A 15069-nucleotide genomic window follows, 5' to 3' on the forward strand; every position below is an offset into this window, starting at 1 on the left:
CGATGGACATCGTCGAATCGATCATCAAGGTCTTGCTGGTGGGCCTGGTTTTCGGCGCCGGACTCCCCGCGCTGTTCGCCGTGGGCCTGCGTTGTCATGCCCAAGGTGCGCCCGGCGTCGGCGCGGACGGCACCATCTCGAACGGCAGTGCCCCCCTGCGACTGCTCGGTTACGTGATCTTCGCGGTTGTCGCACTCGTCATCGTCACCGCGCTGCTGTGGATCACCCGCCAGACCATCTACTACTACTTCGACGTGAAGATCTTCCCGTTCGGTTACAAGTAGAGGCACCGTGGCGGACCGAGGCCAGTTTTTGAAGCGGATCGTGGATTGGCTGCGGGTCGGCTACCCCGACGGGGTGCCCCGCGAGGACTACGTCCCGTTGTTCGCGCTCCTGCGTCGTCAGCTGAGCGAGGATGAGGCGGAGAGCGTATCCGCCGACCTCATCCGCGACCGAGGGGACGCACCGCCGCCGCCCGAACCGATCTCGAAGATCGACGCCGGGGTCAAGATCACCGCGATCACCCAAGACCTCCCCCACGAGGACGACATCGCCCGCGTCCGAAGGCATCTCGAGGCCTCGGGCTGGCCGTTCGACGACGAACCGTTGCACTAGGAGTCGGATAGCACTCGCGACAAGGACCTGTCGGTGCGTCATGGTTACATACGTGCACAGACCGAGCCGAGATCCGCAGACCCCTTGACTCGAACATATATTCGAGTAAAGTGGAGTCATGTCATCGGGGGCGGGGGCCGGATCCACCACATCGGTGGACCCATCACAGCATTCCGTCGAACCGCGCCTTCGTCCCGACAATGAACTCTCCGCCGCCGAACTCGTCGAGGTCTTGAATCATTGCGCCGGCCTGGCGGCCGCGTCTGCGCATCGAATGATGACCGTTGCCAGTCTCATTCACGACGAACGCGAAATGGACTACACCCAGCGGCGCGCCGAGGTGCACACCGGCGAACTCGACTCCATCGAAGCCTTCGACGCCCTGTCGGCACGCGTGGCCGCCGGGGAGAACCCGTACGAGCAGTTCGGCCCGACCGGCCTCGAACAGGCCATCGCCGAAGTCGGCGCCACCCTCACGGTCACCCCGGCCGAAGCGAAAGAACTCATCTTCGCCGGTGACGCACTGCGCTACCGGCTCGCGTTCACCGGACACGCACTCGCCTGCGGTCGAATCGACAAGCGCCGCTTCCTGATCGCCCTCAAGCGCACCGAACTGATCACCGATGACGAAGAAATGCAGACCGTCGACGCCCACCTTGCCGAGGCGATCTTCGCCCGAGCACCGATGTCCACGGCTCGGTTCACCGCCATGGTCGACGCGATCGTCGCGGCATGGGCCCCCGAGGCGATCCGGCGACGCAAGGAACGGGTGACCAAAGACCGCAAGGTGACCGTCACCCCCGATCGGTTCACGCCCGGACAGTCCCGGATCAACGGCACGCTCCCCGACGCCGACGCCGCCGAATTCAACGCCCGCCTCTCCTCGATGGCCGCAGCGGTACATCCCGGAGACCCGCGCAGCCTGCCCGAGCGACGTGCCGACGCGCTCAAAGCACTCGCCCGCAGCGAATCCGCAATCGCCTGCCAGTGCGCCGACTGCGATGCCGCCGCAAACGAAGCCGGCACCACCACGGTGGTGCAGGACCTTGATGAGACCAGCGGCGACCTCGACACCCCCGCCGACGTCCCGGCCATCGACGCGGTTGTCGCCGACCCGCAGGAGCCGACCGTTCCGCCGGCGCCGTCGCAGGCCCCGCGTGCGACCTTCCACATCGTGGTGAACCTGTCGACCCTGATCGGACTCGACGACGACCCCGCCTTCCTCGACAGACACGGGATCATCGACTCCGACACCGCCCGAACGCTGCTCGCCGAAGCCCGCCGCACCTACATCCAACCCACACCTGCCGAACCGGAAACCGCACCAGCACCGGTCGCACCCGACGCCGACAGGTCTTCGACGCGGTACACCCCATCGAAGAAGCTGCAGGCGTTGGTGCGTGCAGGAGAACTGTGCTGCACATTCCCGGGCTGCAATGCGCCGGTGTGGCAGATCGATCTCGACCACACCGATCCGTTCGACCACACCGACCCACGTCGTGGTGGACCGACCGATGCGCGCAATCTGAAACCGCTGTGCCGGTTCCACCACCGCATCAAGACCTTCACCAGCTGGCAGGACCACCAGGACGAATTCCTCACCGCGTGGTTCACCACACCCACCGGCCACATGTTCGTCGGCAACGCCTTCAGCGGACGCGACCTGTTCAACAAACTCACCCCGAGACGGCCACCCGACCACCCCGCCCGAGCACGGCTGAACGACCTGCGCAACAGCGACTTCCGGCGCCAGCAACGCGCCGAACAGCGCTGGAACGACGCCAACCCACCACCCTTCTAGACACCAGGCTTCCGAGCACCGCCGGTCAGAACAACTCCGCCACGGTGCTCGAAGTTGTGCGCCCATCTCGATTCTCGCCACCCTCCCACCGATGGTCTCGACCTCGATGACAGCCAAGCCACGACCACCGGGTGCGATCACGTGAAACCGCCTGCCACCTAGCCACATCGGGGTACTCGCACGCATTCGGTCGACGAATAACCGGGTCTCCTCGGCGACAGCGCGAGCACCGGCGACCACGGCCGATGTTCCCGGCGGGACCAATGACGGATCGGCGACACGGACGCAGTCATCGGTCAACCGCGCGATCATCGCGTCGAGGTCACCTCCACTCGCCGCGCCGAGGAAGGCATCGATCACGACGTTCACGCTGTCTGCGGGTAAAAGCACTATCCGGGACGGAGCTGATCAAACCGCCACGCGGCGAGACGTCACACGGATATCGTCTCATGTGTCCATATGACGAGCTGAGGGATGGAGTTCGCGATGACCGAGCGAACCGAGCACTTCGACGCCGTCATCGTCGGTGCGCGATGCGCCGGCGCGGCAACGGCAATCGCACTGGCCACCAGGGGATCACGTGTCCTGCTCATCGATTCGGCCCGCTTTCCGTCCGACACCCTCTCGACGCACCTGCTCTGGCCGTCGACCATGGCCGAGATCCACGCGCTCGGCGCCCTGCCCGCCGTCGAGGACGCGGGCGCACCGCGTCTCCCGATCGCCGAGGCCGTCCTCGACGAGATCGGCTGGCGCACCACTTATTCACCGGTCTCGGGCATCGACTACGCGATGTGCCTGCGTCGCGCGCACCTCGACGCCGCCCTCCAACGAACCGCGGTCACCGCCGGCGCCGACTTCCGGCATCCATGTCGCGCAACGTCGTTGATCTGGCAGGATGGCCGCGCCGCCGGCGTCGTCTACACCGATGACGACGATCGCGAACACCGTGCCGTCGCCCCGATCGTGATCGGCGCGGACGGTCGCAAGAGCATGGTTGCCCGCGAAGTGAAGGCCGAGATCCCGCTGATCTCTTCACCGAGCGGTCGGTCCTGCTACTTCGCGTACTGGACGGACCCCCGAATCGAGCTGCGCCACATCGCCTCCCAGTGGCGCGTCGGCGCCCTCCTCGGCACCGCCTTCCCCTGCGACGGCGGCCAGACGCTCTGCCTCCTTCAGCCGCCGATCGGAATGGACAGCGAGTTCCGCGGCCGGAAGGCGACCGACGCCTACCTGGCGGGTGTCGCCGCGCTACCCGGACTCGCCCGCCGCCTCGAAGGGGCGGAGATGACCTCCCGCGTCCGTTCGTGCACCGGCATCGAGTCCTACTTCCGCCGATCGAGCGGGCCGGGCTGGGCGCTGCCCGGCGACGCCGGACACTTCAAGGATCCCGTCACCGCACAGGGCATCCGAGATGCCTACCGGTACGGCCGCCTGCTCGGTGAAGACCTCGCGCCCGTCCTGCGAAACCGTGACCCCGACCCCGACGCCGTCGACATGGCCACCGCGGCCTGGGCGAGACGTCGCGAGCAAGAGTGTGTCGAGATCTATCAGTGGACGAACTTCTTGGCGGCCGGCACCCCACCGTCGCCGCTCGAGTACGAGGTCAACCGTCGGGCCCGGGATCGACCCGGGTACGCCGCGACACTCGGGGACATCTACAACCGGACGACACCACCGTCGGCGATGCTGCCCATGTCTGCGCTACCGGGGCTCGTCTACAACGCAACTCGGCGGGCGACACTGCGCGAGGTCGCGACCGATCTGCGCACCCAGTCGCAGCGCATGCGACGCGACCGACACGAACGCCGCACCCTCGAACGACTCAGCCCATCAACACCGACGACGACGGGTAGCTCTCGGCGAATCCGGTGGGCAGCGGTGCGATGAAGACGTTCTCGGTGCGGGTTCGGGTGATCCGCCAGCGACCGTCGTCCTTGCGGAAGGCGTTGTTCAACCGACTCGACCGAAGGAGCGCGGTTCCGTCGGCGAACAGCCACGGCTGCATGTGAATCCACTGCCCCTCCGCGTCATCACCGTCGACCCGGATCTGCTCCGACGTGAGGTAGTGCGCATTGAGCAACAGCGCGGGGTCCCGTTTCTCACCCCAGAAGCGACGGAAGTGCTCGCGGATCGCCTGCTTGCCCTCGGCACGGCCGAACTGTCCGTCGTAGTACTCCCCGACCCCCTCCCACACCGCGTCGTCGGTGTAGAGGTCGACGATGCGTTCGATGCGCTCCGCGTTGTCCGCGAGACCGGGTTCGGGACACGGAGTGTCACACAGGAACATGTATCGCGCCTGAATCCGGCGGATGTCGGCTTCGGCCTCGAGCGTCTCGACCCGCGCCACAAGTGCCGCGATCCGGGCGTCGGTGTCCACATCGGTCATCGCCCGAGCACCTCCGCCACGGCGCGGGCCTGCTCGATCCACGTCTGGAGCTGTGCTCCGTTCACACCGGGCGGCAGCTGCGACAGCCGGAGCGTCATCGAATAGCCGCCGCGGGCATCCCGGATCGGCAGCACGAGGGAGCCGACGTCGTACGTCTGATCGGACCGCATGTCCCGAATGCGGTAGTCGACAGGCGATTTCCCGATGGACGCGCAGATCTCACGTTCCTGCGACGGCGTCAACCGGCCCCGTTCATAGGACTTCGTCGCCGCCCGCATCTCCTCGTAGGCGGTCGAGCCCTCCTCGGGCAGGAAGGACACCAGATAACCATGTTGCCGGACGAAGTCGAGCCGGTCGCGATGCAGTTGTCGCACATCGTCGTCGGCGTCGCGGAGTTTCGCCAGCCACCGCTCGCGGGTCTCGTCGTCCTGATCGAAGACATAGGTGTCACCGATCGGCGGCACCATCGGAATGCGGTATGCCAGACCCTCTCCCCGGTCGACGCCCGGCGCGGTGGCCGAGAGGACCACAGCCATCTCATCGCGGCTCACGGCCGTGAGGACCGACACCTCGCATCGAACGGACGTGGCCAGGGCCTCGACCTGCGGGCGGGCCGCGTGGGCGGCGTGGATCGTCGGCAGGATCTCGTGGTCCATCCGGGCCATCAGCGACGTGGACACGAAGCTGCCGTAGCCGCCCTGGAAGAAGATGAGCGGTGACACGGGGTTCGTCACGGCCAGGTCCAGGACCTCGCAGAGCGCGATCCAGTGATCGCCCGCCTCGACCACGTTGCGGATGCGGGTGTCGATCCAGGCCACGGAGTCGGCCAGCACCGGGTCCCCGGACGGCGACGGGAACCACTCGATGCCCTCGAGCTTGTTCTCCCACCGCTGCGCGACCGTGAGCACGACGTCCTCCTGCTCACCACCGAGGATGTTGATGCACAACGACTCGCAGCGCCGCATCTTCTCGAAGGTGCGCGAGGTCTTCATCGGCATGAAGGAGACCAGCGGCGGGTCCATCGAGACCGAGCTGAAGGTCCCGACGACCATGGCCAGCACCGACCCGTCGTCGCCGCGTCCGGTCACCACCACCACGCCGGTGGGATAATGCCCCATCACATTTCGGAAGATGCTCGGGTCGATGGCGCTGATCACATTGTCGGACATCGCTTCTCCTCAGATCGGTTCGTCGCGGCAGTCAGGCGGCCGGGGAGTCGGCCGATTCCTTGACGTAACGCTTCTGCAAAGTGGCACCGAGTCGCTCCGGCCGCAGGAAGGCGATGCAGAGTGCGCCACCGACGAGCAGGACGATCCCGGTGATGGTGAAGGCCTGATGCACGCCGTCGGCCATGTTCCCGGCCATCTCCACGCTGGGCTTCTCACCCTTCGGCGGTGAGACGTACCCGGCGTCGGTCATCAGCCATCCGACGAGGATCGGTGAGATCACCGCGCCGAACGACGCCACACCGCCGAGGGTCGCCATCAGGATGGGCCGCTGCCGGGCGCCGACCGCGTAGCCGATCGCGGTGGCGGTCATCGGGAACGCCAGACTGCATCCGCCGGCGAGGCACAGCAGTGCCACCGCGGTGATCCCCGACGTCGCCTGGATCGCGATGAAGGACAGGCCCGCCAACACCGCGGCGCAGCCGAACGGTACGGCGATCGCCAGATGGGCCGAACTCCCGCGCCGCATCATCCGATGCCCGAGCGCACCCAGGCCGAGCAACACGAGCGCTCCGACCACCCACGGCACGGTCGTCATCGCGCCCACCTCACCGAGCGAGAGCCCGACGACGGTACCGAGATACTGGGGCAGCCAGGTCGTCAGGAAACCCTGGACCCAGAAGTTCGACGCCCCGCCGATCACGGCGGACAGGAAGGCCACGCTGAGCAACGCCCGCCAGATCACGACCGGCTTCTGCTCGTCGACCGCGGAGGTCGCGACCTCCTTCGTGCCGGTCTCGCCGGCGTCGAGTGCCGGCTCATCGGGCGATGTGGTCTTCTTGGGCCGGTAGGGACCGTCCGCGCCGATCGCCCACCACGCGATCACCCACACCAGACCGATGATCCCGAGAACACCGAACGCCCACCGCCAACCCCACACGGCGATGACCCAGGCGAGCAACGGTGCGGCGAAGACCGGTCCCAGGGTTGACCCGGCGGCGATGAGGTTCGACGGCAGCGCACGTCGTGTCGGCGAGAACCAGGTGTGCGCGGAGGTGAGCGACATGGCGGTGGCCGGGCCCTCCGCACCACCGAGCACGATGCGGGTCACGAGGAGGACGGCGGCACCGCCGCCGAGCAGCATCGGGAACTGGAGGACCGCCCACGTGACGCCCATCGCGAACAGGATCCATTTCACCGAGATCTTCGATGCCAGGAACCCGGTGATGACCGAGACGATCGCGTACAGGAAGAAGAACGCACTACCGATGAATCCGAATTCGGTTGGTGTCAGGCCGAGTTCGGGCATCGCGTCGGCCGAGACCAGACCGAGGACCGCTTTGTCGGCGAAGGCGATGATCTGGAACAGCACCAGCATGCCGGTGACGATCCACGCCCGTCTCGACATGCGGCTGAAGTCGATTCGTCGATCGGGGGTGGGTGATGACGACGACGTCGTCACCTCGGATTCTCTGATGGTCATTGCGTTTCCTTGGGCTGTCGGGCTGAGATGACGCCTGGATTTCGAGGGCTGACATCGACGTTATGGGCACGCGCGCCTACGGCGATACGAGGGAAATCTTTACTGTCGCCGTGCTGCGGGACAGGGCAGACTGGTGCCAGAAAGAAGGAGGAACGGTGAGCTCGGCCTACTGGAAACAGCCCATCAGTGAGCAGGCGACCGCGGTCCACGAGAAGGTGGTGTCGGCGGAGGTCCTCGCGCAACAGGTTCGTGAGGAGATCGTTCGCACCGACGCCGACCTGCGCGCGTGGGTCGGGCTGTCCCCGGCCGTCGTCGACGACGCCCGCCGCCAGGATTCGATGCCGGGTCGTCGACCCCTGCGGGGTGTCTCCCTCGGAGTCAAGGACCTCATCGACGTCTCCGGTCTGCCGACCCGCGCCGGTTCGACCATCACCTCGTCGTCTCCCGTATCGTCGGATGCGCCCTGTGTCAGCAGGTTTCGCGATCTGGGGGCAGTGGTCCAGGGCAAGACGGTCACGACCGAGTTCGGCTACTTCTCGCCCGGGCCGACACGGAACCCGCACCAGCACGAGCACACCCCGGGCGGGTCGTCGAGCGGATCGGCGGCCGCCGTCGGAGCAGGCGTCATCCCGATGGCGCTCGGCACACAGACCGCTGGTTCACTCACGCGTCCGGCCGCATACTGCGGCGCGGCGGGCCTGGTCCTCGCCCACGGCTCGACAGACCTGTCCGGGGTCACCGGCCTCAGCGAGTCGCTGGATTCGCTGGGCATCCTGACACGGGACATCGCCGACCTGCAGTACGTGTACTCCGCCTTCTCGGGTCGCTCGCCGATGGTCCCGGGACGTTCCACCGTCCGGACCGTGGTGGTGTGGGGCGGCAGCGATCTGCACCCGATCCACCCCGCGATGTCGGAGTTGATCAATCGGTTGCCGGGGCTGCTCGGCGGTGCCGGCGTCGAGACCCGGGCGCTCGAGTACGACGATCATGTACGCACCCTGGCCGACGACCACGTCACGGTCATGTCCCATGAGGCGGCCGGCACGCTGGACGGCGTCGTCCGGGAACACGGGACCGCACTCAGCCCGCAACTGCGCGAACTCGTCGACGCCGGGCGCGCGGTCGGCGTCGACGAGCACGCGGCCGCCCTCATCCGCCGTGACCGTTCCCGTGATCTCCTCGCCGAGGCGCTCGGCGATCACACCGTGATCGTCGGCCCCGCCGCGCCCGGCCCGGCGCCGCACGGTCTCGCAGCCACCGGTTCGCCCGTGCTGAGCCGTCCGTGGCAGCTCCTCGGATGCCCGGTCGTCGTCGTGCCCGGTGCCACCACCGACGCCGGGATGCCCCTGGGCCTCCAGGTGATCGGGCTGCCCGGCCGAGAGGCGGCGCTGTTCGAGGTCGCCGCGGTGCTCGAGACCGAGCTCCGGTCGCATCCGGTCGTTCCGGCCTGAGTCCGGTTGGAAGAGAGAAGATCTGCCATGACGATCAAACCCCGTCCCGAGACACATCACCGGATGTTCCTCACCTGCTACGAGGACACCTTCAACTACGGCTGGCATCACGTCGACCTGTTCGTGCACGACGAGCACGGCCGGGAGGTCAACTGGGTGCACTGGACCGTCGAAGCCGACGGTCCGGAGGCCGCCGACGAGTCGGTCCGGCGCGAGGAGCCCTGGCTGAACCGGACCTCGGAGTGGCGGCACCAGGTCAGTGCCGTCGGCATGAACTACTGGACGGCAGACGCGGCGTGGGTATGACGGCAGCAGATGTGACCGCAACGGTGTACGTCGTCGACGACGACCCCGAACTGTGTGAATCGGTCGACTGGCTTCTCGGCAGCATCGGGATCTCGCCGCGCATCTGCCACAGTGCCGACGATTTCCTCGCCCAATACTCCGGGGACAGCCCCGCATGCATCGTCCTCGACGTCCGCATGCCGACCATGAGCGGGCCGCGGCTGCAGGAGAAGCTGAACGAGTTCGCGCCCCATGTCGCCATCATCTTCGTCTCCGCCCACGGCGACATCCGGATGTCGGTGTCCACGCTGCAGGCCGGCGCGATGGACTTCCTGGAGAAGCCCTACGACCCCCAACGATTGCTCGACGCGGTCCAGGCGGGCATGGAGAAGGCCGTCGAGCGTTTCCGCACCCACGAGCAGAAGCGATGGGTCGAATCGAAGGTCGCACTGCTCACCCCACGTGAGCGGGAGATCCTTGCGCTGGTGGTCGAGGGGCTGCCCAGCCAGAACATCGCCCGCCGGCTCGACATGAGTGTCAAGACGGTGGACGTCCATCGGGCTCGCATCAAGAGCAAAACCGATGCCGACAGCATCAGCACGCTCGTCCGGGACATCCTGCGATTCGACGTCGCGGTGCCGACCGGCCCGTAGACCTGCGGCTCAGTAGTAGTCGAGCACGAGCTTGTCGCCGGTGGTCCGTGAGACGCACACCGCGATGACCTCTCCGGACTCCCGCTCGGCCTTGGTCAGGACGTTGTCGCGGTGCTCGGGCTCACCGGACAGGACCTGCATGATGCAGGTGCCGCAGATGCCCTCCTGACACGAGGTGTCGACATCGCAACCGTTGTCCTCGAGGACCTCGACGATGCTCCGGTCGGCCGGGACGTGATAGGTCTCGCCGTCGAGCTCGACGTCGAACGCGGAGTTCGCCGACGCATCCGGCTGATCGGTGGCGTGGAAGTTCTCGAAGTGGACCGCATCCGCCGGGACGAAACGCTCGGCCAGTTCCCGGACCTTGGTCATGAAACCGTCCGGTCCGCAGACGTAGACGTGCGAGTGCTGCGGCGCCGATTCCAGTGCGGTGGCCAGGATCGGTCCGTGGGCCTCACGACCCACGCCGACGTGCGCGTGCAGCTTCTCCGGGCAGCGTTCGCGCAGCAGCGGCAGGAATGCCGCCTCCTCCGCCGTACGGGCGAAGTAGTGCAGCTCGAAGCTGATGCCGTGTACGTCCATGTACCGCGCCATGCTCAACATCGGGGTGATCCCGATTCCGGCGGCCACCAAGACGTGATGCGTTGCCGTGGTGTCGATCCCGAGCAGATTGCGTGGTTCGCTGATCTGCAACCGGTCACCGACACGCAATTCGTGCAGAGCCGCCGACCCACCGCGGGACTGGTCCTCGCGCTTGACCGCCACGGCGAACGACTCCCGGCCGTCGGGACGACTACACAGCGAGTACTGCCGGGTGATGGCGGTCGGCCCGACGACGTCGATGTGCGCACCCGGCGTGTACTCCCCCATCGTCGAACCATCCGGCTTCGACAGGTAGAAGGTCTTGATGCTCGGGGTCTCCTGGACGATCGCGGAGACGACGACGTCGGTGAGGGCCATGGGAGTGCTCCTGGTGGTGACAGTGGGTTCGGCGGTGCGGTCAGCGGACGAAGAGCCCGCCGTTGACGTCCCAGCACGCGCCGGTGACGAAGAAGGCGTTCTCGGCGGTCAGCAGGCCGACCATGTCCCCGATGAAGTCGGGGCTGCCCAGCTTGCCGACGGGTATCCCGGCGATCACGGCGTCGAGTTTCTCCGGCGGCACGGTCGCCTTCACGACGGGCAGGTCGTGGGGTCCCGGCGCGATGGCGTTGACCGTGACACCGCGCGCCGCAAGTTCTTTCGCGAAGATCTTGGTGACCGTGAGGATCGCACCCTTCGACGTCGCGTAGTGGGCGCCGGTGGCGGTGCCGCCGTTCTGACCGGCCAGCGAGGCCATGTTGACGATGCGGCCGTAGCCCTCCTCGGCCATCGCGGCACCGAAGACCTGGCAGCCGAAGAAGATACTGTTGACGTTCGTGTTCAGCACCCGGTTGAAATCCGGCTCGTCCAACGTCATCAGATCGGCGGCCTGGGTGAGTGCGGCGTTGTTGACCACGATCGTCGGTGTGCCCCACACCGACTGCACGTGCGCGAGGGCGTCGACGAAGTTCTGGCGGTGCGCGACGTCGAGGACTGCCGCCTGCGCGGTCGACCCGTCGGGCGAGAGTTCCTCGGCGATCCGCTGCGCCGCGTCGAGTGCGATGTCGGTGAGCAGCACGCGATGACCGTCCCGGTGCAACCGCCGGGCGATGAACGAACCCATTCCGCCGGCGGCTCCGGTGACGACCGCTATCCCCTTGGTGGTCGAGCTCATGTCCACTACCGCCCTCACACCAGGTATCCCGAGGCGCTGACCGCGTCCTCGCTGTCGATGAGGCGGGCCACCTTCAGGCTGATCCGGTCGGTCCCGTCGGGTCCGAGCTCGATGGTGTGGGTGAGCTCGGCGCCGATCGTCGAGAAGGTGTCGCGCTTGAACGCGTTGAGGATCTGCGCCGAGCGCAGGATGACGGTGTCGTCGCTGACATCGGACACCGTGAAGCGGGAGACGATCCGGACCGTCCGGGCCGCCGCGACAGCCGACGGCGCATATCCCTGCATCATCCGCTCGACGCGCAACCGGCGCATCCGCTTGTCGTCGTAGACCATGTTCAGCGACGAGTCGAAGTCCTCGGTGTCGGGGTCGATCGGGATGACGTAGTGCGCGTCGTCGGTGTAGAGGGCCTCCCACGCCGGATAGTCCTTGGCGTCGAGGAGTTCGGCCTCCTTCCACACGAGCGCGATCGCACGCAGGACGCGCGGGTCGTCGAAGGTGTGCAGTTCAGTCATCGCTCATCATCCTCTTCCACATGCCGTAGGATTCCCGCATCCCGGTCTCGTCGGTGACATGCGAAGTGGGCCAGCCTTCCTCGGTCGTGTATTCGCGGTTCTCCCCGCGATTGACCAGGATCGGCATGTTCGGATTGCCGCCGGCCCCGATCTGCACCCGGTCCCACCCCTCCGCGTCATCCGGGCTACCGAAACCGAAGGGGCCCTGGAAGTGTTCGTGGATACGCAGGCGTTCCCGGTTGATGCTCTCCGGTCCGCCGTCCATGCCGATGGCCATGTGCCAGACCTCGGTGACGTCGACGCTGATCGGGATCAGGACACGGAAGAACGACGACGACATCGCGATGTTCGGGAACATGTTGAGGTTGAACCCGCACCCGTGCATGGAGCGCATGTACCGGCGGATGCGTTCGGGACTCTCGCCGGCCTCGGTGAGTTCGTCGACGAGATGCTGGAATCGCGGCTGGATCTCCTCGTTGCCGTTGTCGACGTCGAGATCGGCATGCGCCGCCGCCATGATGGCGACACTGTGCCCGTTCCCGAGTGCGTGCGTCTCGGCGGCCGGGTCGTCCATGAACGACATCATGTTGGCGGTCTCGGCGTCGACCGAGGCCATCCACGACTTGTGCACCATCGGGAAGTGGTAGCCGTCGGTCGTGTTCTCCAACTGGATCTTCCAGTTGCCCTTGAACCGGAACTTGTGGCTGCCGAGGACCTTGGTCGGAAATCCGTTGGACTGCTTGAGGAATCGGTCCATCCAGATCTTGGCGTCGCCGAGGTGGTCCTCGAGCGGCTCGATCTCGGTGTTGAACGTCGCGAAGATCATGCCGAGGTAGCTCTCGGTGCGCAGCTTCTGCAGCGGGAAATCGTTCTTCTCGACGACGCCCTCGTACCCGTCCGGGTACGGGATGCCGCGGAGTCGACCATCCAGGGTGTACGACCAGTTGTGGTACGGGCAGGTGAACCCGTTCGCCTTGCCGCTGCGCTGATCGCACACGGTCGCCCCGCGGTGCCGGCACCGGTTCAGCAGGGTGTTGAAGTTGCCCTTGCGATCCCGGGTCACGATGACGGGCTGGTCACCGACCTGGGTGGTCTTGAACGATCCGGCCTCGGGGACCTCGCTCTCGTGGGCGACCCACACCCAGGTGCGGTAGAAGATCTTGCGCATCTCCTCGGCGAAGATCTCGGGATCGGTGTAGAGCTGACCGGCGACGCGGTCCTTCTCGGCGAGGTCCGCGAAGCCGCGGGTCGGCCTCTCGATGGTGGTCATCGATGTTCCTTCGTGTGTCGGTTGCGCCCTGCGGGGGCACGATGAGGGGCTGTCGGTGCGCGGCGGTCAGGAGGCGACGTCGTCGCGGATGGTGAGGGCTCGGCCCATCCGCGCCTCCACCTTGAAGTACTTCCACAGCGCGTACTCGCCGACCATGGTGGTGCGCAACAGATTGCAGGCCGCCTTGACCGTCGGCTGGTCGCGCACATCGGCGAGGACATAGAACGTCCACGGCCACCCGTCCGACGGCCCGACCATGTGGGCGTCGTCGTCGAAGGTGCCGATGATGTCGACGCCGTCGAGGTTCTTCAGCCCGGTGAGGAACTCCATCGTCGCCTCCCACACCGGACCGATGTCGGCTTTGGGCAGGTCGAAGAAGTTCTGGTTGTTCCCCACGCAGAACAGCGTGCGCAACGGTTCGTCGGTCATGGGCGATGCACTCCTCGGGTCGTGATGTCGGGGCTGATGTGTGGGGGTCAGGGGAAGCTCGGGATCCCGGCGTCGAGGCCGAGGAGAAGGGCTCCGGCGGCCTCGTAGGTGTTGGTCTGCAACATGGCGTGCTGGGCGGGCACCAGGGCATCCTGCAGGAACCGCTGGAGCGGGTGGGTCTCGTAGATGGCGCCGGTCCCCGCGAGATCGAAGACCTGCAGCACGACGCTGCGCCCGACATGCGCGGCGTGCGTGGCACTCAACCGCAGCAGCGCCTGGTCGTCGGTCGAGATATGCTGTCCCGCGACGGCTTTGGCCCACACCCGATCGGTGCTCTCGTAGAAGAACGCCCGCGCCGAGCGCAATTCGGCCTCGGCCACCGCGAGTCCGCTCTTGTACGCCGGCCGGTTGCCCTTGCTGGCACCCCCGGTGATCGAGGTCCGCGCGGCGCCGACCTCGATCGCGTAGTCGAGTGCGCCCCGGGCGGCGCCGAGGGTCACCACGGCGAGCACCTGCGCGGCGTACGCCAGCGCCGGGTAGCGCGTCAGCGGTTCGTCGATCTGCGGCGCGCCGCCGCGCACGAAGGTCATCTCCTCCGGCACGAACACCCGATCGGCGCGCACGGCATGTGAACCCGTGGCCTTCATCCCGGCCACATCCCAGTTGTCGACGATCTCCACGTCGGCCGGATCGAGCAGTGCCGTCAGCGGTTTGCCACCGGTCTCGGGTCCGCCGGCCAGGCCGATGCCGATGAGGTCGGCGCCGCGGCACCCGCTCGCGAACTGCCAGACGCCGGTGCACAGATAGCCGCCGTCGACCTTCTGGGCTTCCTGCATCGGGAACAGACCGCCTGCATAGGCGATGTCGGGTCCGTGCGCGTAGATCTTCCGTTGCGTCTCGGCCGGCAGTGCGGCGAAGTACACCAGCGACGATCCGAAGCTGGACACCCACCCGGTGGCCGGGTCGACGGCGGAGATGCGCTCGACCAGCGCCATGAAGTCCGACGGGGCCATCGGCTCACCCCCGAACACCGCGGGCGTCGACGCCCGGTACATGCCGGCGCGTTTCAGCAGCGCGATGAAGTCGGCGGGGACGTACCGCTGCGAGTTGAACTCGTCGCGACGATCCCGGAGCACGTCGAGCGCATGATCGAAGGCTGCGTCGCGCGCCGCCCCCACCGGTTCCGCACACACCCGTTCGGTCAGGCTCTCCGCGGTCATCATTGTCTCCGTTCGGAATCGACTCTCGATCTCGAGATCGACACT

Annotated in this window: 16 protein-coding genes; 7 read left to right on the top strand and 9 right to left on the bottom strand. The window is 66.9% G+C overall.

Annotated elements, in window-relative coordinates; all coding sequences use genetic code 11:
• The first annotated feature begins 2 nt into the window (after nt 1–2).
• From MHN80_RS06455 to MHN80_RS06470, 4 genes are all read left to right on the top strand, one after another.
• Complete coding sequence (locus MHN80_RS06455) at nt 3–284, top strand: hypothetical protein (protein WP_239400381.1); 282 nt, start codon at nt 3–5, stop codon at nt 282–284.
• A 7-nt stretch (nt 285–291) separates the two neighbouring features.
• Nucleotides 292–615 (top strand): DUF3349 domain-containing protein, encoded by a 324-nt coding sequence (locus MHN80_RS06460; RefSeq protein WP_239400383.1) that lies wholly within the window; start codon nt 292–294, stop codon nt 613–615.
• Nucleotides 616–733: 118 nt separating this feature from the next.
• Complete coding sequence (locus tag MHN80_RS06465; protein WP_239400385.1) at nt 734–2416, top strand: HNH endonuclease signature motif containing protein; 1683 nt, start codon at nt 734–736, stop codon at nt 2414–2416.
• A 486-nt stretch (nt 2417–2902) separates the two neighbouring features.
• Nucleotides 2903–4303 (top strand): NAD(P)/FAD-dependent oxidoreductase, encoded by a 1401-nt coding sequence (locus MHN80_RS06470; RefSeq protein WP_239400387.1) that lies wholly within the window; start codon nt 2903–2905, stop codon nt 4301–4303.
• Here the strand turns inward: MHN80_RS06470 and MHN80_RS06475 are convergent.
• From MHN80_RS06475 to MHN80_RS06485, 3 genes are read right to left on the bottom strand one after another with little or no spacing between them, the layout of a single operon-like run.
• Nucleotides 4239–4802, bottom strand: a complete 564-nt coding sequence (locus tag MHN80_RS06475) for a nuclear transport factor 2 family protein (protein WP_239400389.1) — start codon at nt 4800–4802, stop codon at nt 4239–4241. The two genes, MHN80_RS06470 and MHN80_RS06475, sit on opposite strands and share 65 nt — an antisense overlap.
• Nucleotides 4799–5971: a flavin reductase family protein gene (locus tag MHN80_RS06480; protein WP_239400391.1), complete on the bottom strand. Its 1173-nt coding sequence runs from the start codon at nt 5969–5971 to the stop codon at nt 4799–4801. The genes MHN80_RS06475 and MHN80_RS06480 overlap by 4 nt, the downstream gene beginning before the upstream one ends.
• A gap of 31 nt (nt 5972–6002) precedes the next feature.
• Nucleotides 6003–7451, bottom strand: coding sequence for an MFS transporter (locus tag MHN80_RS06485; protein WP_239400393.1), 1449 nt, complete (start codon nt 7449–7451; stop codon nt 6003–6005).
• 155 nt (nt 7452–7606) lie between these two features.
• Between MHN80_RS06485 and MHN80_RS06490 the strand changes: the two genes are divergently transcribed.
• Genes MHN80_RS06490 through MHN80_RS06500 form a run of 3 tightly spaced genes read left to right on the top strand, consistent with a single transcriptional unit; the run spans nt 7607 to nt 9840 of the window.
• Nucleotides 7607–8902 (top strand): amidase, encoded by a 1296-nt coding sequence (locus tag MHN80_RS06490; RefSeq protein WP_239400395.1) that lies wholly within the window; start codon nt 7607–7609, stop codon nt 8900–8902.
• A gap of 27 nt (nt 8903–8929) precedes the next feature.
• A complete protein-coding gene (locus MHN80_RS06495) occupies nt 8930–9208 on the top strand; it encodes a hypothetical protein (protein WP_004572205.1) in 279 nt (92 codons plus the stop codon).
• Nucleotides 9205–9840, top strand: coding sequence for a response regulator transcription factor (locus tag MHN80_RS06500; protein ID WP_101819047.1), 636 nt, complete (start codon nt 9205–9207; stop codon nt 9838–9840). The genes MHN80_RS06495 and MHN80_RS06500 overlap by 4 nt, the downstream gene beginning before the upstream one ends.
• Nucleotides 9841–9849: 9 nt before the next feature.
• Here MHN80_RS06500 and MHN80_RS06505 read toward each other — a convergent pair whose 3' ends face one another.
• The 6 genes from MHN80_RS06505 to MHN80_RS06530 all read right to left on the bottom strand — a co-directional run bounded on the left by MHN80_RS06505 (nt 9850) and on the right by MHN80_RS06530 (nt 15027).
• Complete coding sequence (locus MHN80_RS06505) at nt 9850–10800, bottom strand: PDR/VanB family oxidoreductase (protein WP_101819048.1); 951 nt, start codon at nt 10798–10800, stop codon at nt 9850–9852.
• A gap of 40 nt (nt 10801–10840) precedes the next feature.
• Complete coding sequence (locus tag MHN80_RS06510; protein ID WP_239400397.1) at nt 10841–11593, bottom strand: SDR family NAD(P)-dependent oxidoreductase; 753 nt, start codon at nt 11591–11593, stop codon at nt 10841–10843.
• A gap of 14 nt (nt 11594–11607) precedes the next feature.
• Nucleotides 11608–12105: an aromatic-ring-hydroxylating dioxygenase subunit beta gene (locus MHN80_RS06515; RefSeq protein ID WP_239400399.1), complete on the bottom strand. Its 498-nt coding sequence runs from the start codon at nt 12103–12105 to the stop codon at nt 11608–11610.
• A complete protein-coding gene (locus MHN80_RS06520; RefSeq protein WP_239400401.1) occupies nt 12098–13375 on the bottom strand; it encodes a Rieske 2Fe-2S domain-containing protein in 1278 nt (425 codons plus the stop codon). The genes MHN80_RS06515 and MHN80_RS06520 overlap by 8 nt, the downstream gene beginning before the upstream one ends.
• A gap of 66 nt (nt 13376–13441) precedes the next feature.
• On the bottom strand, nt 13442–13804 hold the full coding sequence (locus MHN80_RS06525) for a hypothetical protein (RefSeq protein ID WP_004572199.1): 363 nt from the start codon (nt 13802–13804) through the stop codon (nt 13442–13444).
• Nucleotides 13805–13851: 47 nt separating this feature from the next.
• Nucleotides 13852–15027, bottom strand: coding sequence for an acyl-CoA dehydrogenase family protein (locus tag MHN80_RS06530; protein WP_239400403.1), 1176 nt, complete (start codon nt 15025–15027; stop codon nt 13852–13854).
• Nucleotides 15028–15069 lie beyond the last annotated feature (42 nt).

Source organism: Gordonia sp. McavH-238-E, from assembly GCF_022348225.1.
Classification (GTDB): Bacteria; Actinomycetota; Actinomycetes; order Mycobacteriales; family Mycobacteriaceae; genus Gordonia; species Gordonia terrae.